Genomic DNA, 18,917 nt, shown 5'->3' on the forward strand with positions numbered 1-18,917 from the left:
TGGTCGCGCCCACGCGGCGGAGCCGCATATTGAACACAGCCCCGCGCCCCCTAGGGGGGCTTCAGTCCCCGGCAGGAACCGGTTCCGGCTCCTGCTGTGCCGTCTGGGCCTTCTTGGCCTTGCGCCGGATGACCAGCATGGAGGTCAAGCCGACGAGCACCGCCGCCACCAGCCCCAGGTACGAGAACCTCTTCAGCCAGTCCTCGGCGACGATGCCCACGTAGTAGATGACGGCCGTCGTGCCGCCCGCCCAGCAGATGCCGCCGAGGACGTTGGCGGTCAGGAACTTCCAGTACGGCATGTGGAGCACGCCGGCGAGAGGGCCGGCGAAGATGCGCAGGAGGGCGATGAAGCGGCCGAAGAAGACGGCCCACATGCCCCACTTCTCGAAGGACTTCTCGGCGGTGGCGACGTGGCCCTCGCTGAAGTGTCTCGGGAACTTCTTGCCCAGCCAGGCGAGCAGTGGGCGCCCGCCCTTGCGGCCGATGGCGTAGCCGATGGAGTCGCCGATGACGGCACCGGCGGTCGCGCACGCGCCGAGCACGATCGGGTTGATGCCGGAGTGCTGGGAGGAGAGCAGGGCCGCCGAGACCAGGATGATCTCGCCCGGCAGCGGGATGCCCAGGCTCTCCAGACCGATGACCAGCGCCACCACGGCGTAGACGGCTGCCGCGGGCACCGTGTCGAGCCACTCCTGGACGTGCAACGCCGGTTCCTCCCGATTCGTGACCCTTTGTTTACTGCGTTCCCGGCGTGCGCCGCACGGGGGCGCACGCCGGGAAGCCTACCGGGTCAGCCTGCCGAGGCGGCGTCCCACAGATCGCACTGGTGTTCCTGATGGACAGTGGTGCTGAGGGTGTTCCCGCCCTTGGACGCGGTCTTCAGGGAGAGGATCGCTCCCGGGCCGGCGGGCATCGCGGGCTGCCCCGCGGCCCGCGGCACACCGTCCCGTACGAAGGATCCCCAGTACTGGACCATCTGCCGCGACAGCACCTTCTGCTCGGCGTTCAGCGGGCTCTCCAGTCCGAAGTGCTTGAAGAGGTACTGGATCTCGTTGACATGCGTCGCGCCGAAGTCGAAGTCCGTGTGCAGGTTGCGCAGGGAGGCGAAGGGCGGGGAGGTGCGGTCGGCGAACTCGTACGAGTAGACCGGGCCGCGGGTGGCGAGCAGACCGTCGAGCCGCAGCGCCGGGCAGCTGAACAGGACGTCGCCCAGTGCGGTGGCGTAGGCGATGGTCGGCGTCGGGTAGGCCGACAGCGGATAGCGCTGCAGCGCCTGCTCGCCGAAGTCGCCCCGCATGGCCTGCGGGTACTGCTCGGCGGTGAGCGGTGTGCCGTTCAGGTCGAAGCTGGAGAAGGCGAACAGCCGGCCCTCGTCCTGGTTCGAGCCGTTGATCACGGGCACCCGGGCCGCGGTTCCCCTCGCGACGGCCTGTTCGGGCTGTACGGGCAGGAAGGCGCCCCCGACCACCGGGTTCCAGTCGAAGTCGCCCTGCGCCTCGAGGATTTCGCGGGCGGACTTGCCGCGCAGACAGGCCACGGTGGTGCAGCCGAGTTTCCTGGCGAAGTCGGCTCCCTGGGCCACCGCGTCCTGGTGCGTACGGGCGGTGCAGTCGTCGTAGGCGCCGCTCTCGATGATGCCCGCGCGGAACAGGCCCCTGGCCGTCGGTGAGGCCAGCTGGGTGCAGACCGAGCGGCCGCCCGCCGACTCGCCCGCGATGGTGACGCGGCCCGGATCGCCGCCGAAGCGGTCCACATTCGCACGCACCCAGCGCAGCGCGGCCTGCTGGTCGAGCATGCCGAAGTTGCCGGAGACCCCGTCGTGCGTCTCGCCGTCGAGACCGGCCGCGGCGAGGAAACCCATGGCGCCGAGGCGGTAGTTGACGGTCACGACGACCGTTCCGGTCTGCCGTGCGAACACGTCGGGGACGACGTCCTGACCGGCGCCGGCAGTCAGTCCGCCGCCGTGGAACCAGACCAGGACCGAGCGTCGGGCGGAGCCTTCGGGGACGTACACATTGAGGTCGAGGCAGTCCTCGGTGTACGACGGCTTGTCGTAACCGGGGTCCCAACTCGACGTCTGTACGCACTTGTTGCCGAAGTCCTGTGCGGAACGCACCCCTTTCCAGGGCCGCAGGGCATGCGGCTCGCGCCAGCGGAGCTTCCCGACCGGCGGCTCGGCGTACGGGATGCCGAGGAACTGCCGTCCCTCGGCGGTGGTTTCGCCGCGCACGAGACCCGCGTCCGTGCGAACGACCGGGCCGCCGCCCGCCGGCGCGGCCTGCGCTGCCGGCAGGGGCGCGACGAGCGCCGCCGCGAGGGCCGTCAGGCCGATGACGATGCGCCGTATCACGTGCCCACCTCCACGTTCGTACGCAACCGGAGATCACGCGAGGACGCACCGACCCATACCGTGCGCCGGCCGGTCCCAAGTACCCAATCGTGACGCTTCCGGTCCCATGAGGACAATGTGCGTGCGGTGACTTCCACGGCGATCCGCCGCCGCTCCCCCGCCCGCAGGGTCAGCCGCCGGTAACCGCCCAACACCCGTACCGCCTGGTCGAGTCGGAGGTCCGGCGACGGCCCGACGTACACCTGCGGCACATCGACGCCGTCCCGCCGGCCAGTGTTGCGGACCGTGAAGGACACCTCGATGCCGCCTCTCGTCCGGCGGGCCCGCAGGTCCTCGTACGAGAAGGAGGTGTACGACAGTCCGTGCCCGAAGGGGAACAGCGGCCGCACGCCTTCGGCGTCGTACCAGCGGTAGCCGGCGTGGATGCCTTCGGAGTACTCCTCGGTGCCGTCCACGCCCGGGTAGCGGCGCGGGTCGCCGGCGACGGGGTGGTGGTCGTCGTCGTCCGGGAAGGACTGGGTGAGGCGGCCGCCGGGGTCGCACTCGCCGAACAGGACGGCGGCGGTGGCGGCCGCGCCCTCCTGGCCGGGGTAGTACATCTGGAGGACGGCGCCGGTGCGCCGCAGCCAGGGCATCGAGGTCGAGGACGAGGTGTTGAGGACGACCGTGGTGCGCGGGTTGGCCGCGGTGACGGCCTCGATCAGCTGCTGCTGGTGGCCGGGGAGGGCGATCGTGGTGCGGTCCTGGCCCTCGGTGGCGTCCTCGTAGGCGAAGAGGACGACGTCGCGGGCGGTGCGCGCGGCCTTGACGGCTTCGGCGACGTCCTGGGTGCGGGTCGCGCCGGTGGTGCGCCGCAGCCGGAACAGCAGGCCGTCGGCTCCTCCCTGCGCGGTGATCCGCAGTGTGTGGGCGCCCTTGGCGAGGGTCAGGGTCTTGCGGCGTACGGACAGCCCGTCGGGGGCGGCCGAGACCAGCCCTCCTGTGAAGAACTCGCCGTATCCGGCGGCCTGCGGGAACAGCTCCGTGCCGTCGAGGATTACCTTGGGGCGGGCCGTGGGCGCGGACGAGAAGTGCAGGACGAACGTCCACTCGTCACCCTCGGGGACGGTGAGTGTCCCGTCGTACGTCCAGACCTTGCCGGCGTCGACCCCCTGCCCCTCGCTGTCGAAGGCGGGGCTCAGCGCGGACGCCGGGACCGCCTTGCCGAACAGATCCTCGCCGAGGGCGTAAGTGACCTTCCCCGCACGGGACTTGATGGCGTCCAGCGGGCTGTCGGCATGGTCCGGCACGACGTGCGCGCTGCCGCCGCCGCTGACGAAGGGCAGGGTGCCTGTCGGGCCGATCACCGCGACGGTGCCGCCGCGCGCCAGGGGGAGGGTGCGGTGCTCGTTGCGCAGGAGGGTCGCGCCTGCCTTGGCGACCTCCAGGGCGACGGCGGCGCCCGCCGGTGCGTCGCGGTCCGGGCGCGGCGGTGCGCTGCCGTCGAGCAGCCCGAAGCGGTCCATGACGGTGAGGATGCGGCGTACGGAACGGTCGACATGGCGCTCGGGCACGCTGCCGTTCTGCACGGCCGACTTGAGCGCCGTACCGAAGTGGGTGCCGTCGGGCATCTCCATGTCGAGGCCGGCGGTGATCGCCGCGACGGTGCTGTGCGCGGCGAACCAGTCGGTCATCACCCAGCCGTCGAAGCCCCACTGATCGCGCAGGATGTCCGTGAGCAGGGTCTTGTTCTCGCAGGAGAACGTGCCGTTGACCTTGTTGTAGGCGCCCATCACCGCGCCGACGCCGGCGCCGACGGCAGCCTCGAAGCCGCGGAGTTCGATCTCGTGCATGGTCTGCTCGTCGATCCGCACATCGATCGACATGCGGTCCTTCTCCTGGTTGTTCATCGCGTAGTGCTTGACGGTGGCGATGAGGCCCTCGCCCTGGATGCCCCCGATCTCGGCGGCGACCATGCCGGAGGCGAGCAGCGGGTCCTCGCTGAAGGTCTCGAAGTTGCGGCCCGCGTACGGGGTGCGGATGAGGTTGACCATCGGGGAGAGCAGGACGTCCTGGCCGAGGGCGCGGCCCTCGCGTCCGATGACCTGTCCGTAGCGGCGGGCCAGGTCCGGGTCGAAGGCGGAGGCCAGCAGGACGGGGGCGGGCAGGGCGGTGGCGTGCTTGGTGACGCGGACGCCGGCGGGGCCGTCGGCGAGGCGGAGCCGGGGGATGCCGAGGCGCTCGACGGCGGGGACATAGCCCGCCTGGCCGAGCGACTTCGCGTCGGTGGCGCCGTGCAGGAGGGAGATCTTCTCGTCGAGCATGAGCTTGCCGATGAGGCCTTCGACGCGGGAGCCGGCCCCCGCCTCGGGTCTGTCGAGTGCGTGTGCGGGGGGCGTGAGACCGCTGGTGGCCGCCGCGGCGACGGCGATCGCGCCGCCCAGCAGACGCAGTGCGGATCTCCGGGAGACAGTGTCGGTCATGGGCCGTCACTCCTTCGGTGTGCGGGCACGACGATGTGAACCGCAGTTGCGCCCGGCGGCCGGTCAGCGTTCGGTATCTGAACGCAGTGTGCTTCAGGACCGACCTGACGCCCCGTAGGGCACCGTGGGCGCGGCGAGAAACTATGACCGCCAGTGACTCGTGTCAATGAACCGAACAAGAAACGCTCGGATGCCGACAAGAACCGAAGGTGGGGCCACCCCGGCGGAGTGACCCCAGATGCCGCGTATATGCCTGTATGCGTATCCCTGTATGCGTATCCCTGTATGCGCCTCGATCAGCGCAGGGCGGACTCGAGCTTCGCGGCCCCGGCCGCCACGGAGTTGACCGTGCCCAGCACGTCGGCGGGGAGGGTGCGCACCTCGTCGACGGGTGCCGGCGGTCCGGAAGGCTCGGTTCGGTTGTCGACCTGGGCGAACCGCTCCTCGTACTGCCCGTCGTCCGGCCGGCTGTACGGCTCGCCCTCGGGGTGCCGCTCCGGGGCCCGGGCGCCGGGCGGCTTCGGCGCGCCGCTGGGCGGATCCTGGCCCGCGGGGCGACCGCTCTCCTGCGTTCCGCCCTGCTTCTCCGTGCGGCCCGTGCCGTCGAGGCCGACTTCGAGCGCCCACCGCTGCCCGGCGGAACCGTCCCGGGCGGTGACGACGACGTCCGCCCGCTTGCCCGGTGCGACGAGCAGTCCCTTGCCGCCGCGCAGCAGGAGCTCGCCGCGGACCGTGAGGTCGTAGCGCACCTCGCCCGCGTGCACCACGCAGTCGGCCAGGATCACCGAGTTGTTGCCGGCGTCGGAGTCGAGGCACAGGGTGGGGTCGGCGCCGCTGCGCAGCAGACCGTCGTCCTGGTACGACCACTGCTGCGACCCGGCGGCGGAGCAGACCGCCAGTTCGGCCGCGGCACCGGACCTGGCGCCGCCGCCCTCGATGTCGAGGCAGAGTCCGGTTTTGGGGTTGCGGAGCCTGCCGCGTCCGACCTCGACGGGCTGTCCCGCGGAGGCGGGCGAGGGGGAGCCGGCCGACGAGATGCCGTCCGCGGGGTGCGACGGGTGCAGGGTGCTGCTGCTGGGCGCTCCCCAGGTGGCGCCAGAGCCGGAGACAGCGTTGTCGTCGGACCAGCCCTTGCTGACGAGGACCGTGGCGAGCAGGGCGAGCGCCGTCAGACCGACACCCACGACGACGGCCTTGGTGTGCCGTCGCGGCGCGACGGGCCGGTGCCGCCCGCCGCCGGGACGCGCGCCGCGTCCGGGTGTGAACGCCCGGTCTCCGCCGCGGCCGGGGCGGGAGTCGAGATAGCGCCGGGCGCCCCAGCCGAGCACGGTCTCCGCGAGCAACACCTCCAGGCTGCCTTCGAAATGGCTGAGCTGTTCGGCGGCGTGACGGCAGTACCGGCACTCCATCAGGTGCTGCTGCACATCCGGGAGCAGGGCGCCGCCGCGGCGTATCGGAACGTCGAGGAGGCGGTTGTAGAAGCGGCATTCCTTGCCGGGCGCGAGTTCCCGGTGGGCGCGCACACAGCCCACCCGGAATTGCTCGCGTGCCTGCTCCAGCGCGGCCGAAGCGGTGGGTGTGTCCACCCCCAACAGACCAGCCGGTACGGTTATGGGTTCGGCCTCGACCTCCGAGTGCCACAGCAGGCATTGCGAGGCTCCCGGAAGGGCCTGGAATGCCCGCTCGGCGATTTGCCGCCTTTCGGGCGTCGCGGACCGTGCGGCACGCAGTCCGCGCCCGCCGGTCGGTTTGCGGAGTTCCGGCAGAAGAGCGGAAATACCGTCATCCGCGGCCCACTCCTTGACGGTGTCCCGTACGGCCGTGAGGAGTTGCGGTCGCAGGGCGCCGCCGGGCCGGCCGAGCACCCGGTGGAACGCGGCGGCCGCGGCCATGGATGCCGGGCTCTCCCCGGAGGCAAGGCAGATGACTGCGTAGTCGTACGTCGCGCGCCAGTGCCGGGCCAGCAGCAACGCGCCCGCACGGGCACCCGCGGCGCCCGGACCCAGCTGTGCGACAAGGTTGCGGTCGGATTCGGCGGGTCCCGATCCGGGACGCGGCGGGTACGGCGGGCGTGGGGGGTTGGGGGATTGCACTGAACCATTTCCTTCCAAGCCGCAGGACGGTAGGCGGATTCGCGTCCATCGGAAAGCAGGTGCCTGATTGGTGCATACCTATGCCGGGTCAGGTTCTGGGACCGCTATAGGGCCGTTCACTTTCGCACAATTGACGTACAGGAAACAAGGAGTTCGAGTGACTCAAGTTCAAAACGAGATAACTTCAGATAAGTTACCGCGGGTATCCGCACCGGCATTCGAAATAACTGTAGGGTGGTCGTCAAGTTGTGTGCACCGCAGGGCGGTTGGCACACGAAATCTCCACCCCGGGGGGACCCACAGCGGGCTCCGATGTTTCTCTTGGCGAGCTCTCATACCCGTGCGCCAGCATGGGCCGCATGATCGCCCCCCACTCTTCCCGCACCCCCGACCGCGCCGTCCGCAAGGCCGTCGTCCCGGCCGCCGGACTGGGCACGCGGTTCCTGCCCGCGACCAAGGCCACACCCAAGGAAATGCTGCCGGTCGTCGACAAGCCGGCCATCCAGTACGTCGTCGAGGAGGCCGCCGCGGCCGGACTCGACGACGTCCTCATGGTCACCGGACGCCACAAGCGCGCCATCGAGGACCACTTCGACAACGCCTACGAACTGGAACAGGCCCTCGCCGCCAAGGGCGACGCCGTGCGCCTGGACGCCGTGCGCGACCCCGCCCGCCTGGCCAACATCCACCACATCCGCCAGGGCGAGCCCCTCGGCCTCGGCCACGCGGTCCTGTGCGCCCGCCGCCACGTCGGCGACCAGCCCTTCGCCGTCCTGCTCGGCGACGACCTGATCGACCCCCGCGAAACCCTCCTCAGCCGCATGCTCGACGTCCGCGACCAGTACGCGGGCAGCGTCATCGCCCTCATGGAGGTCCCGCCGGAGCAGATCCACCTCTACGGCTGCGCCGCCGTGGAGGCGACCGGCGAGGACGACGTGGTCCGCGTCACCGGCCTGGTCGAGAAGCCGTCCCACCAGGACGCACCCAGCAACTACGCGGTCATCGGCCGCTACGTCCTCGACCCTGCCGTCTTCGACACCCTGGAGCGCACCCCACCCGGCCGCGGCGGCGAGATCCAGCTCACCGACGCCCTGCAGGAACTGGCCGCGGGCGGCACGGTGCACGGTGTCGTCTTCGACGGCCTGCGCTACGACACCGGCGACAAGGCCGACTATCTGCGCGCCGTGGTCCGCCTGGCCTGCGAGCGCGACGACCTCGGCCCCGAATTCACCGCCTGGCTCAAGGAGTTCGTGGCCGGACTCGACACCGGGACCAGCTCCGAGCGGCGGCGTCTCGCGGCCTGATACGGCACCATTCCGGGGGCAGTGACATCAGCGGCTTCGCCGCGGACCCCCGGCCCCCGGACCCCCAGCAGGAATGCAGGTCAGCAGGGGCCGCCGACGCGGACATCGCGAGGCGAAGCCGAGCAACACGCCGAGGGCCCGGGGACGACATACACCCCGGGCCCGGTACGCAAGCGGTGCTCAGCCGTTGGGACGCAGCGTCCACACAACGGTCATCTCGCCGGTGACGGCGCCGTCGCCGCGCCGGATCTCGATCGTCACCGGGAACTCGGGGCGCTCCCCGGCATCCAGTTCCGCGACGACGTCGGCGGCCGGGCGACCGAGCGTCGCCGTGGCGGTGACGGCCCCCATCGCGAGCTTCTTGTACGCGATCTCGGCACTCACGGCGAGCGGCACGGCCCGCGAGAGCTGATCTCCGAACGCGGCCAGCACGATCGTCCCGCTCGCAGTCTCCCCGAGGGTGAACATCGCGCCGGCGTGCGGCCCGCCGACGTGGTTGTGGAACTCGCCCTGGTCCGGGAGGGCCACCACGGCCTTCTCCGGCGTGGTCTCCAGGAACTCGAGGTTCAGGGTCCGGGCCATCGGCACGGTGGCGGCGAGCATCTCGCCGATGGACATCTGGTCTGCGCTCATGACGGGAATGTTACCCACGAGTAGTCGGGAGTGGCCAGATCTGTGCGGTGTACGCGGGATCACGTGCATGGCTCGGAAAGGGATTGGCGGGCAGCTGTCCCGCCAAGGACAGTCGGCTGGTGACCTCTCCTGCCGATGCCCAGCGCGCCGGACGGCTCAGCCGATGCCGAACGTCCCGTCGGGGGGCTCGGGTGACGGTACGGCGTCCTCGTCCCGTACCGGGCGCGCGCCGGCGATGAAGTCCCGGATTCCGGGCCCGTACTCGACGCGTGCGGGGAAGGCGTCGGCTGCCGTGAGCCGGGCCAGGGCGGCGGTGTCGACGGGGTGGTGGGCGGCGATGAGCACGGCGTTGCCGAAGCGGCGCCCGCGCAGGACGGCCGGTTCGGCGATCAGCGCCAGCTCCTCGAACTCCGTGGCGAAGGTGGCGAGTTGGGAGCGGAGGAAGGCGAAGGGCGCGGCGTCGGCGAGGTTGGCCAGATAGACGCCCCCGTCGCGCAGCACCCGGCCGGCCTCGCGGGCGTAGGCGACGGAGGTGAGGTGCGCCGGGACACGGGAGCCGCCGAAGACGTCGGCGACGAGCACGTCCGCCGAGTCGTCGGGCGCCGCCTCCAGCCAGGCGCGGGCATCTGCGGTGTGCAGGGTGATGGCGGCGCCGTGCGGGAGCGGCAGGTGCTCCACGACCAGTTCCAGCAGGGCGCGGTCCGCCTCGACGACGTCCTGTCGCGAGCCGGGCCGGGTCGCGGCCAGGTACCGGGGCAGGGTGAAGGCGCCCCCGCCGAGGTGCAGCACGTCCAGCGGGCTGCCCGGTTCGGCGACGGTGTCCAGGACGTGCCCGAGCCGCCGCGCGTACTCGAACTCCAGGTGCGCCGGCTCGTCCAGGTCCACGTACGACTGAGGCGCCCCGTCGACCGTCAGCAGCCAGGCCCGCTTCCGGTCGACGTCGGGCATCAGCTTGGCGGTGCCGTGATCGACGTCTCGGGTCACGGGTATCGGCTCGTCCACGGGTCCATTGTGCCGGGAGCAGGCGCGCGGGCGTGCGGTGCGGGCCCGTCGGTTCAGCCGCCCCAGACCTCCGCCACCTGCCCCGCGTGCTCCTTCGCCTGTTCGCGCCCCGCCCGTGCCGCAGCCGCCCGGACCGCAGGGTCCAATGCGTTGCGCCCGATCGCGTCCTTCGCGGTCGCCGAGGGTGACACGACGGCGACCCGGGCGCCCTGCTCGGCGAGCCGTCTGCCCTGGTCGGCGGCCGAGGCGAGGGGGCCGCCGCCCGAGGCGATGGGGGCCAGGACGACGACGCGTTCGTATCCGCTCGCCAGATGGGCGTTGGCCGGTGAGTACACACCGCCGTCCGTCCAGCGGCGGCCCCCGATGGGCCAGGTCGGCCACACGCCCGGCACCGCGCAGCTCGCGGCGACGGCGTCCGCCAGGGGCACGCCGCTGTCCTTGTCGAAGACACGGAGCGTTCCGGTGGCCGTGTCGACGGCGGTGATCCGGAGCGGACCGTCCGGCCACTGCGGGGAGACGAGCCGGCTTTCGATCGCCGCCCGCCGGGCCGCTTCGGAGGGTGTCCTGGCGGCGAGCGCCATCCGGCCGAGCTTGCGGCCGTACGCCTCAGGGGTGCGGGAGGTGAGTGCGGCCCAGACGAAGCGGGCGATCACGCCGGCGCCCAGGCGGGCGGGTATCTCGCCCTCGGGCTCGGCCAGTTGACGCTCGTACAGCTCCTGTGGTGCGCGCAACGCCAGAAGCTGGGCCGCCACCGCCGAACCCGCCGACGTACCGAACACCGCATCGGCGTCCCCGAGATCCACGCCCGCCTCGGACAGCCCGTACACCAGCCCGGCCAGCCATCCGATCCCGCCGACGCCCCCGCCGCCGAGTACCAACGCCCTGCCCGCCATCGTCTCCCCCGCCTCTCCACGACCCACGACTCCGTGCGCGATCAAGTCTTGCGCACGGCACTGACAATCGGGCCCGGACAGCGGGACGCGTGGCGCCCGCCACCGAAGAGGCGGGCGCCGCGCGTGTTCAGCCGACCGACGTCACCGTGCCCGCGCCGACCGTGCGGCCGCCCTCGCGGATCGCGAAGCCGAGCCCCGGCTCCAGGGGCACGTCGCGGCCGAGCTCGACCGTCATGGTCACGGTGTCGCCGGGCCCGGCGAGGGCCGTCTCGCCGAGGTCGACGTCGCCGACCACGTCCGCGGTGCGGATGTAGAACTGCGGCCGGTAGCCGGTCGACACCGGGGTCGTACGTCCGCCCTCGCGCGTCGACAGGACGTACACCCGCGCGGAGAAGCGGCGGCTCGGCGCCACGCTGCCGGGCGCCGCCACGACGTGTCCGCGCCGGACCGCGTCCCGCGGGACACCGCGCAGCAGCAGCGCCACGTTGTCGCCGGCCTGTGCCTCCTCCATGGGCTTGCCGAAGGTCTCCAGGCCGGTGACGACGGACTCGACACCGGCGCCGAGCACTTCGACCCGGTCGCCCACGCGGACGACACCGCGCTCGACCGCGCCCGTCACCACCGTCCCGCGGCCGGTGATGGTGAGGACGTTCTCGACGGGCATCAGGAACGGCGCGTCCAAGTACCGCTCGGGCATGGGCACATACGTGTCCACGGCGTCGAGCAGCGCCTCGATGGACGCCGTCCAGCGCGGGTCGCCCTCCAGGGCCTTCAGCCCCGAGACCCGCACGACGGGCACGGCGTCGCCGCCGTAGCCCTGCGCGGTGAGCAGTTCGCGGACCTCCAGCTCGACCAGGTCGGTGAGCTCCTCGTCGCCCGCGTCGGCCTTGTTGAGGGCGACGACGATGTGGTCGACGCCCACCTGCCGGGCGAGCAGGACGTGTTCGGCGGTCTGCGGCATGATCCCGTCGAGCGCGGAGACGACGAGGATCGCCCCGTCGAGCTGCGCGGCGCCGGTGACCATGTTCTTGACGTAGTCGGCGTGGCCCGGCATGTCCACGTGCGCGTAGTGGCGGGTGTCGGTCTCGTACTCGACGTGCGCGATGTTGATGGTGATGCCGCGGGCGGCCTCCTCCGGGGCGCGGTCGATGCGGTCGAACGGCACGAACGTGCCGGTGCCGCGCTCGGCCAGCACCTTGGTGATGGCGGCGGTCAGGGTGGTCTTGCCGTGGTCGACGTGGCCCATGGTGCCGATGTTCAGATGCGGTTTGGTGCGCACGTATGCCGTCTTGGGCATGGCGATACCTCGAAGCCTCTTCGTAGGAGAGATGGGGACCCCAAGGACTCGCCGACCCTCCCCCTGCGGGGTCCGCCGGACGATCCGGAGAGGGTCAGCTTCGGGCGCCGTCGACTGCGGCGACGAGAGTGGGAACGGCAGCCTTCGGGGCATCCGCGACCGCGGATGCTGCGAGGTGGAAGGCGTACCGGAACATGACGCCGATCATTGCCGACGCTTTGCCCGGCGTCGAATGGTTTTCCGCGCCACGCCCTTTTCGCGCTACGGCCCTCTCGCGCTACGGCGGTTCAGGCCCCGATGTTCTTCAGCGCCTCCCGGACCGACAGCGGCGCGAACCGCCCGCGCTCCCGTGCCAGGAACGTCCGTACGGCCTCCGGGTCGGTCTTGGCATACTCGCGCAGGCACCAGCCGATGGCCTTGCGGATGAAGAAGTCGGGGTGCCCGGACTGGCGCAGGCAGTAGGCGAAGAGGCGTTCGGTGTCGGTGCGTTCCTTGTAGCGCAGTTGGTGCAGCAGGGCGGTGCGGGCGATCCACAGGTCTTCGTCCGCGATCCAGAGGTCCATGTCCGCCGTCAGCTTCGGGTCGGCCGCGACCAGCGCACCCACGACATGCGCGGCGAGCGCGTCGACGGTGTCCCACCAGGAGACGGTGGCGACGAGGTGCCGGGCCACCGGCAGGAACCCGGAGGAGCACACGCGCGCGTGGCGGCGCAGATAGTCGCCGGCGAAGTACTGGTACTCGCGTTCTGGCAACTGCCAGCAGCGCAGGGCGATCGCCGTGCAGTCGTCCTCGTCGGGGCGGGGCAGCCCCTCGACGACGGTGCGGGACAGGGCCCGGCGCACGGGCGTGGTGAGGCCCAGGAAGGGGGCCACGTCCTTCATGTACGCGCGCATGGACACGGCGCGCTCCGGGTCGGCCGCGGCGGCGTACGTGGCGGTGAGCCGCTCCAGCACGGTGTCGGCGAGTGTGCTGAACGGCACATGCGTGGTGACCTCACCTGTGACGCTCATGGGACGAACCATACGGCGATCACACACATTTGTCGGTTAGTGTCACCGGATGCTCGATGCCACCACCCGCTCTGGGGGCACCGCCACGGCCTCTCCCCCGGCCGCCGCCACGGAGCTCGCCGTCGCCGTACCCGTACCGGCACAACCGGGCCTGGGCGCGCGCTTCGCGCGCGTGCTGCTCTCGCCGTGGTCACGGCTGTCCCTGCTCGTCGTCCTGCTCGCGGCCGCCGCGACTGCCGTGCTGCTCTTCCAGCCGCAGCGGCTGCTGGCGCACGGCTGGCCGCCGCAGCTCGGCGGGGCCGCGGCGGCCGTGGTGTTCGCGTCGGCGTACGGGCTGTGCTCCGTGGCGTTCGTGCCGCGGCCGCTGCTGAACCTGGCGGCGGGCGCGGTCTTCGGCTCCCAGCTCGGCACCGGCACGGCCCTGGCGGGCACGGTGCTCGGCGCCGGGATCGCCTTCGGACTGGGCCGGATGCTCGGTCAGGACGCGCTGCGCCCGCTGCTGCGGGGCCGGCTGCTGAAGGCGGCGGACGGGCAACTCAGCCGGCACGGGTTCCGTTCGATGATGGCGGCCCGGCTCTTCCCGGGCGTGCCGTTCTGGGTTGCGAACTACTGTGCCGCCGTCTCCCGCATGGGCTGGGTGCCCTTCGTGCTCGCGACGGCGCTCGGGTCGATCCCGAACACCGCCGCGTACGCCGTCGCCGGCGCCCGCGCCTCCGCGCCGACGTCCCCCGCCTTCCTGATCGCCATGGCCTGTATCGCCGTACCGGCTCTGGTGGCCGCGGTGGTGGCCTGGCGCAAGCGGCACCACCTGCGGGGGCATTGACCGCCGGCTAGACGCTTTCCAGGACCATCGCGTTGGCCAGTCCGCCCGCCTCGCACATCGTCTGCAGGGCGTAACGCGCTCCACGCGCGCGCATGGCATGCACGAGGGTGGTCGTCAGGCGGGTGCCGCTCGCGCCCAGCGGATGGCCAATGGCTATTGCGCCGCCGTGCACGTTGACCTTTGCGAGGTCGGTCCCGGTCTCCTGCTGCCAGGCCAGGACGACGCTGGAGAACGCCTCGTTGACCTCGAACAGGTCGATGTCGTCGAGGGTCAGGTGCGCGCTGCGCAGCACCTTCTCGGTCGCCGGTATGACGCCGGTGAGCATCAGGAGCGGGTCGGAGCCGGTGACGGCGAAGCTGTGCAGCCGGGCGAGCGGGCGCAGGCCGAGGCGGGCCGCGGTCTCGCTGGAGGTGATCAGCACGGCGGAGGCGCCGTCGTTGATGGGGCTCGCGTTGCCCGCGGTGACGTTCCACTCGATCTGCGGGAAGCGCTCGGCGAAGGCCGGGTCGTGGTAGGCGGGCCGGAGGCCGGCGAGGATCTCGGGGGTGCTTCCCGGCCGTATGCACTCGTCGCGCGTGACGCCGTCCAGGGGGGCGACCTCGGCGTCGAAGAGCCCTTTGTCCCAGGCGTCGGCGGCCTTGTGGTGCGAGGAGACCGCGAAGGCGTCCATCTGGTCGCGCGTGATCGACCACTTGGCGGCGATGAGTTCGGCGCTGATGCCCTGCGGGACCAGGCCCTCCGGGTAGCGCTCGGCGACGCCGGGGCCGAAGGGGTCCTTGCCGGGCGGCACGTTCGACCACATCGGCACCCGGCTCATCGACTCGACGCCGCAGGCGACGACGAGGTCGTAGGCGCCCGAGATGACGCCCTGGGCGGCGAAGTGCACGGCCTGCTGGGAGGAGCCGCACTGGCGGTCCACGGTCGTCGCCGGAACGGTCTCCGGGAAGCCGGCCGACAGGACGGCGTAGCGGGTGGTGTTCATGGCCTGCTCGCCGACCTGGTCGACGGTGCCGCCGATGACGTCGTCGATCAGCGCCGGGTCGACGCCGGAGCGGTCGACGAGGGTGCGCAGGGTGTGGGCGAGGAGCTCGACGGGGTGGATGTGCGCGAGGGAGCCGCCCGGCTTGCCCTTGCCGATCGGGGTGCGTACGGCTTCGACGATGACTGCGTCACGCATGTGCGGGCCTCCACGACGAATTGGCGGGGACTACCGGTGAGTAGGAAATCCAAACTCACCATAACTCGGAAGGTTGGAAAAACAAACCCTCCTCTAAACTGGGCGTCATGGCCGCCACCAAAGACCCGCGCCCCTGTTCCATCGCCGACGCCCTGACCCTCGTGGGCGAGAAGTACTCCCTGCTCGTCCTGCGGGAGGTATGCCTGGGCAACAGCCGCTTCGACCAGCTCGTGCGCAACATCGGCGCCCCGCGCGACGTCCTGGCCACCCGCCTGCGCCGCCTCGTGGACGCCGGGATCCTGACGAAGCGCGCCTACAGCGAGCGGCCGCAGCGCTTCGAGTACCGGCCCACCCAGGCGGGGCTCGAACTGGAGCCGGTCCTGATGACCCTCAAGGAGTGGGGCGACCGACATCTCCGCAATGGGGTCGACCTCCCCATGGTGGTCGAGCACATCTGCGGCAACGAACTGGTCCCGGTCGTCACCTGCCGGGCCTGCGGCGAGGAGGTGCGCCACGAGGACCTGACGGCCCACCCGCAGGCGGCAGGGTGGACGGTGGCGGGACCCACGGCGGCGTAGGCCCCACGGGCGACGTGCAGCTCAGGACGGGACGAGGGCCTCGTTCCACTCCTGGATGCGCCAGGACTTCACCACTCCGTGCAGCACGAACGGGTCGCCGGCGACAAAGTCCTCGGCCGCCGCGCGGGTGGTGAAGACGGCCATCGAACCCTCTTCCTGGGGGTTCGCGAACGGGCCGATCATCAGTAGCTCGCCGCGCTCGACGTACTCCTTGTAGCGGGCGGCGTGCGCGGCGAAGTGGGCGGGCGCCTTCGCGGCCAGGTCGTCGGCCGACTCGTAGAACACGACGTACTTCATCGGGCCTCCCGGTGCGCTGGGCCCAGCCGATGTCTCCAGGCTACCCGCCGTCGTGATCAGGGCGCCCCCGGTCAGGTCGCCCGGTAGACGTCCAGCCTGCCGCACATCCCGAACTTCCCGTATTCCGAAGGCAGTTCGGCCCGTACGGCGGCATCCGCGAGATGGCCGACGTCGCCCTTTTCGAGGCGGTCCAGCTGCTCCCCCGTCGCAGCTGCGGCCGCCTCCGCGCCCCGCCGCCAGCGCTCGCGCCAGTCGGCGAGCCGGGGGCGTACCAGTGCCGCGGCGGCGCGGTGGAAGGCGGCCAGCGGCTCGGGGCCGTCCGCGTCGCGCAGGGCCCGGTAGCCCTCCAGGGCGAGGTCCCGGCGGGTGCGGGCGAACCGCTCCTGCTCCTCCCGCGGCGCGTCCGTGGGGATCCTGGTCGCGGCGGCGTACGTCTCCGGGTCGGTCAGGTACTGCGGCGGCAGCGTCAGGACCGCGTCGCCCGCCTCCGGCAGGCCGCTGTTCTGCATCAGCACCGTGATGCGCAGGTCGTCCTCGTTGACCAGGCGGTGGATGGTGCCCGGTGTGAACCAGGCGACCGTGCCGGGTACGAGGGGCGTGACCTCGTACCCGGACGTCGTGAGGGTCTGCACCGCACCCCGGCCGCCGGTGACGACATACGCCTCCGAACAGGTCAGGTGCATATGGGGAGTTCCGCCGCAGACGCCGTCGGGGGCCGGCCAGTCGTAGACGGACAGGTGCGAGACGGCGACACCGCCCGGCAGTCCCGTGAACTCCCCTGTGCTCACCACGGATGCGCCTCCAGGTACTTCGCGATCTCCTCACGCTCCCACGACCCGTCGGCCACCACGATCCGGTAGCGGCGGGTGAGGGTGTCGCCGGGCGCGAGTTCCAGTTCGTCGTAGAACGCCCAGGAGGGGGCGACGGCGGCGAACGGCTCGTTGCGTACGAACCAGTGGGCGGGGTGGGTGCCCCGCGCGCCCAGGTGGTCGTTCTCGGGGGCGTGGGCGAAGACGAGCGTGGCGTGGCCGTCGGTGCCGTCGTGTTCGGCGGAGTAGGCGAGCCAGGGCGACTGCTCGCCCATCAGGCCGGGGCCCTCGGCGTCGGGGCCGATGATCCGGCCGTCGCGGAAGGCGCGCGGGCCGCGCCAGAACAGGCCGGTGTAGCCCGCCAGTTCGCGTCCCGCGGTGGTCGGGCTGCCGAAGGACAGCGGCTCGTCGCGGCGGTTGGTGACGGCACTGGACCAGGTCAGCGCCCAGGAGCCGGACTCCGGGTCGACGTCGTGGATCTCGATACGGCGCTCCTCGTCGGCCCACAGCTCCCCGCTGTACGGGTGCCAGGTCAGCCGTTCGGCGATGACCACGCGCTCGGCGTGTGCGGCGACCTCGTCGAAGGCGACGTGCGCCATCGAGCCGACGCGCTCCGGCAGTTCGAGGTAGCCCTCGCCGTGGACGTAGGAGTTGCCGCCCCACAGATTCGCACCCGACAGGTGCGAGGCCGTCAGCTGCAGGCCCTTGTGCCAGCGGTGGTCGTTGGGCCGGTAGTCGGTGACGACGTCGCCCGCCAGGGTGCGCAGGGGGTGGATGTACGGCTTGGGGGACTCCCAGGCCGCCTCCGGGGCGTAGACATAGCTCAACAGCTCGACGCCGGTGGCAGGTTCGGTGATGGTGATGCGGTCGCCGTGGGCGTGGACGAGGCGCAGGCCGGTCATGCGGACACCTCCACCGCAGCGGGTGCCCACCCGGGGGCTCCCCCGTGCATCGCCGTGTAGAAGGGGTCGCCGGGACCGATCTCGCCGGCCTTCACCGTGGTGTCCGTGAACGCCGCCTTGTAGATCGCGGCGATCAGCTCCAGGCTGGTGCGCCCGTCGGCGCCGCTGCTGCGCGGTCGCTCCCCCGCGCGCATGCTCGCGACCAGCTCCCGAAGCTGTTCCAGGTGCGAGCTGGGCACGTCCGCGCCGAAGTCCTGCCAGGTGGCGGCCTCGTCGCCGGACACATCGGGGGCCGGGGTGATGCGCCAGTTGGCGTTGCTGTGGCCGTAGAGGTGGGTGAGTTCGACGGTGGCGCGCTCGCAGTCGATGCGGATACGGCTGACCTCGTCGGGGCTCAGAACACTGTTGACGATGGTCGCCATGGCGCCGCTCTCGAAGCGCACCAGGGCGGTGGAGACGTCCTCGGTCTCCACGTCGTGCACCAGGCGCCCGGCCATGGCGCGCACCTCGCTCCACGGGCCGAGCAGGTCCAGCAGGAGGTCCATCTGGTGGATGCCGTGGCCCATGGCGGGGCCGCCGCCCTCGGTCGCCCAGCGGCCGCGCCAGGGCACGGCGTAGTAGGCGGTGTCGCGGTACCAAGTGGTCTGGCAGTGCGCGACCAGCGGCCGGCCCATGGCCTGCTCGGCGAGCAGCCGCCGTACGTGCCGGGAGCCGGAGCCGAAGCGGTGCTGGAAGACGATCGACGCGTACGGGCCGCCGTCCTTGCCCTCCTCGGCCTCCACCGCGTCGTAGTCGGCGAGCGTCGGCACCGGCGGCTTCTCGCACCACACCCACGCCCCGGCGCGCAGCGCGGCGATGGTCTGCTCGCGGTGCAGCGTCGGCGGGGTGCAGATGGTGACCAGGTCGGGCCGCTGCTCGCGGAGCATCCGGTCCAGATCGGTGTACGCGTGCGGGACCCCGCCCGCCCGGCAGAACTCCTCGACCGCCGTGGCATCGATGTCGACGGCGGCGACGACCTCCGTCTCGCCCTCCTCGGCGAGCCTGGCCAGCGCGGGCAGGTGCGAGCCCCGCCCGATGGCGCCGGTGCCGATGACAGCGGCCCTAATGCGCCGGCCGGCGAGCGGGGCGGCGGGGGGCCGGGACGTCCCGGGGTGGGTCTCGGGCGTGGACATGGACCTGATCAGCACTCCTCCGGGGTACGACGAGCCGACGAGGAGGAACACCGGCTCGAACACCAGCCTCTGCCGACCTCGGCCAGCAAGCGCTTTCTCCTCTGCTGAAACGT

Annotated in this window: 17 protein-coding genes; 3 read left to right on the forward strand and 14 right to left on the reverse strand. The window is 71.7% G+C overall.

The genetic code is table 11. The annotated features are described in order from the left end of the window. Positions 1–61 precede the first annotated feature (61 nt). The 4 genes from ACFY10_RS45605 to ACFY10_RS45620 all read right to left on the reverse strand — a co-directional run bounded on the left by ACFY10_RS45605 (position 62) and on the right by ACFY10_RS45620 (position 6,907). Positions 62–706, reverse strand: coding sequence for a DedA family protein (locus ACFY10_RS45605; protein ID WP_390671279.1), 645 nt, complete (start codon positions 704–706; stop codon positions 62–64). Positions 707–792: 86 nt separating this feature from the next. After that, complete coding sequence (locus ACFY10_RS45610) at positions 793–2,352, reverse strand: carboxylesterase/lipase family protein (RefSeq protein ID WP_390671280.1); 1,560 nt, start codon at positions 2,350–2,352, stop codon at positions 793–795. After that, positions 2,349–4,814 (reverse strand): beta-glucosidase, encoded by a 2,466-nt coding sequence (locus ACFY10_RS45615; RefSeq protein WP_390671281.1) that lies wholly within the window; start codon positions 4,812–4,814, stop codon positions 2,349–2,351. Before ACFY10_RS45615 ends, ACFY10_RS45610 begins: the two co-directional genes overlap by 4 nt. A 296-nt stretch (positions 4,815–5,110) precedes the next feature. Continuing rightward, positions 5,111–6,907 (reverse strand): ricin-type beta-trefoil lectin domain protein, encoded by a 1,797-nt coding sequence (locus tag ACFY10_RS45620; protein ID WP_390671282.1) that lies wholly within the window; start codon positions 6,905–6,907, stop codon positions 5,111–5,113. A gap of 359 nt (positions 6,908–7,266) precedes the next feature. Between ACFY10_RS45620 and galU the strand changes: the two genes are divergently transcribed. Next, complete coding sequence (galU, locus tag ACFY10_RS45625) at positions 7,267–8,211, forward strand: UTP--glucose-1-phosphate uridylyltransferase GalU (RefSeq protein ID WP_390671283.1); 945 nt, start codon at positions 7,267–7,269, stop codon at positions 8,209–8,211. A gap of 180 nt (positions 8,212–8,391) precedes the next feature. Here galU and ACFY10_RS45630 read toward each other — a convergent pair whose 3' ends face one another. From ACFY10_RS45630 to ACFY10_RS45650, 5 genes are all read right to left on the reverse strand, one after another. Beyond that, positions 8,392–8,829: a DUF4442 domain-containing protein gene (locus ACFY10_RS45630; protein WP_390671362.1), complete on the reverse strand. Its 438-nt coding sequence runs from the start codon at positions 8,827–8,829 to the stop codon at positions 8,392–8,394. Between the two features lie 171 nt (positions 8,830–9,000). Continuing rightward, positions 9,001–9,846, reverse strand: a complete 846-nt coding sequence (locus ACFY10_RS45635) for a spermidine synthase (protein ID WP_390671284.1) — start codon at positions 9,844–9,846, stop codon at positions 9,001–9,003. A 53-nt stretch (positions 9,847–9,899) separates the two neighbouring features. Then, a complete protein-coding gene (locus ACFY10_RS45640) occupies positions 9,900–10,739 on the reverse strand; it encodes a patatin-like phospholipase family protein (RefSeq protein WP_390671363.1) in 840 nt (279 codons plus the stop codon). Positions 10,740–10,866: 127 nt separating this feature from the next. Next, positions 10,867–12,036 (reverse strand): elongation factor Tu, encoded by a 1,170-nt coding sequence (gene tuf / locus ACFY10_RS45645; RefSeq protein WP_390671285.1) that lies wholly within the window; start codon positions 12,034–12,036, stop codon positions 10,867–10,869. 287 nt (positions 12,037–12,323) lie between these two features. Further along, positions 12,324–13,046 carry a DNA alkylation repair protein gene (locus ACFY10_RS45650; RefSeq protein ID WP_390671286.1) on the reverse strand — a complete coding sequence of 241 codons (723 nt, stop codon included), beginning with the start codon at positions 13,044–13,046 and terminating at the stop codon, positions 12,324–12,326. Positions 13,047–13,095: 49 nt separating this feature from the next. On the opposite strand from ACFY10_RS45650, the gene ACFY10_RS45655 reads away from it, so the two are divergent. Continuing rightward, a complete protein-coding gene (locus tag ACFY10_RS45655) occupies positions 13,096–13,869 on the forward strand; it encodes a TVP38/TMEM64 family protein (protein WP_390671287.1) in 774 nt (257 codons plus the stop codon). Positions 13,870–13,876: 7 nt separating this feature from the next. Here the strand turns inward: ACFY10_RS45655 and ACFY10_RS45660 are convergent, their stop codons facing one another. Continuing rightward, complete coding sequence (locus tag ACFY10_RS45660; protein ID WP_390671288.1) at positions 13,877–15,046, reverse strand: thiolase family protein; 1,170 nt, start codon at positions 15,044–15,046, stop codon at positions 13,877–13,879. A gap of 107 nt (positions 15,047–15,153) precedes the next feature. Between ACFY10_RS45660 and ACFY10_RS45665 the strand changes: the two genes are divergently transcribed. Further along, a complete protein-coding gene (locus ACFY10_RS45665) occupies positions 15,154–15,624 on the forward strand; it encodes a winged helix-turn-helix transcriptional regulator (protein WP_390671289.1) in 471 nt (156 codons plus the stop codon). Between the two features lie 21 nt (positions 15,625–15,645). Here the strand turns inward: ACFY10_RS45665 and ACFY10_RS45670 are convergent, their stop codons facing one another. The 4 genes from ACFY10_RS45670 to ACFY10_RS45685 form a co-directional block, all read right to left on the reverse strand. After that, on the reverse strand, positions 15,646–15,921 hold the full coding sequence (locus ACFY10_RS45670) for a YciI family protein (protein ID WP_390671290.1): 276 nt from the start codon (positions 15,919–15,921) through the stop codon (positions 15,646–15,648). Between the two features lie 71 nt (positions 15,922–15,992). Then, positions 15,993–16,712, reverse strand: coding sequence for a cupin domain-containing protein (locus ACFY10_RS45675; RefSeq protein WP_390671291.1), 720 nt, complete (start codon positions 16,710–16,712; stop codon positions 15,993–15,995). Continuing rightward, positions 16,706–17,632, reverse strand: a complete 927-nt coding sequence (locus tag ACFY10_RS45680) for a PmoA family protein (protein ID WP_390671292.1) — start codon at positions 17,630–17,632, stop codon at positions 16,706–16,708. Before ACFY10_RS45680 ends, ACFY10_RS45675 begins: the two co-directional genes overlap by 7 nt. After that, complete coding sequence (locus tag ACFY10_RS45685; protein WP_390671293.1) at positions 17,629–18,804, reverse strand: Gfo/Idh/MocA family protein; 1,176 nt, start codon at positions 18,802–18,804, stop codon at positions 17,629–17,631. Before ACFY10_RS45685 ends, ACFY10_RS45680 begins: the two co-directional genes overlap by 4 nt. Positions 18,805–18,917 lie beyond the last annotated feature (113 nt).

This window comes from Streptomyces sp. NPDC001401 (genome assembly GCF_042895385.1).
Taxonomy (GTDB): Bacteria; Actinomycetota; Actinomycetes; order Streptomycetales; family Streptomycetaceae; genus Streptomyces.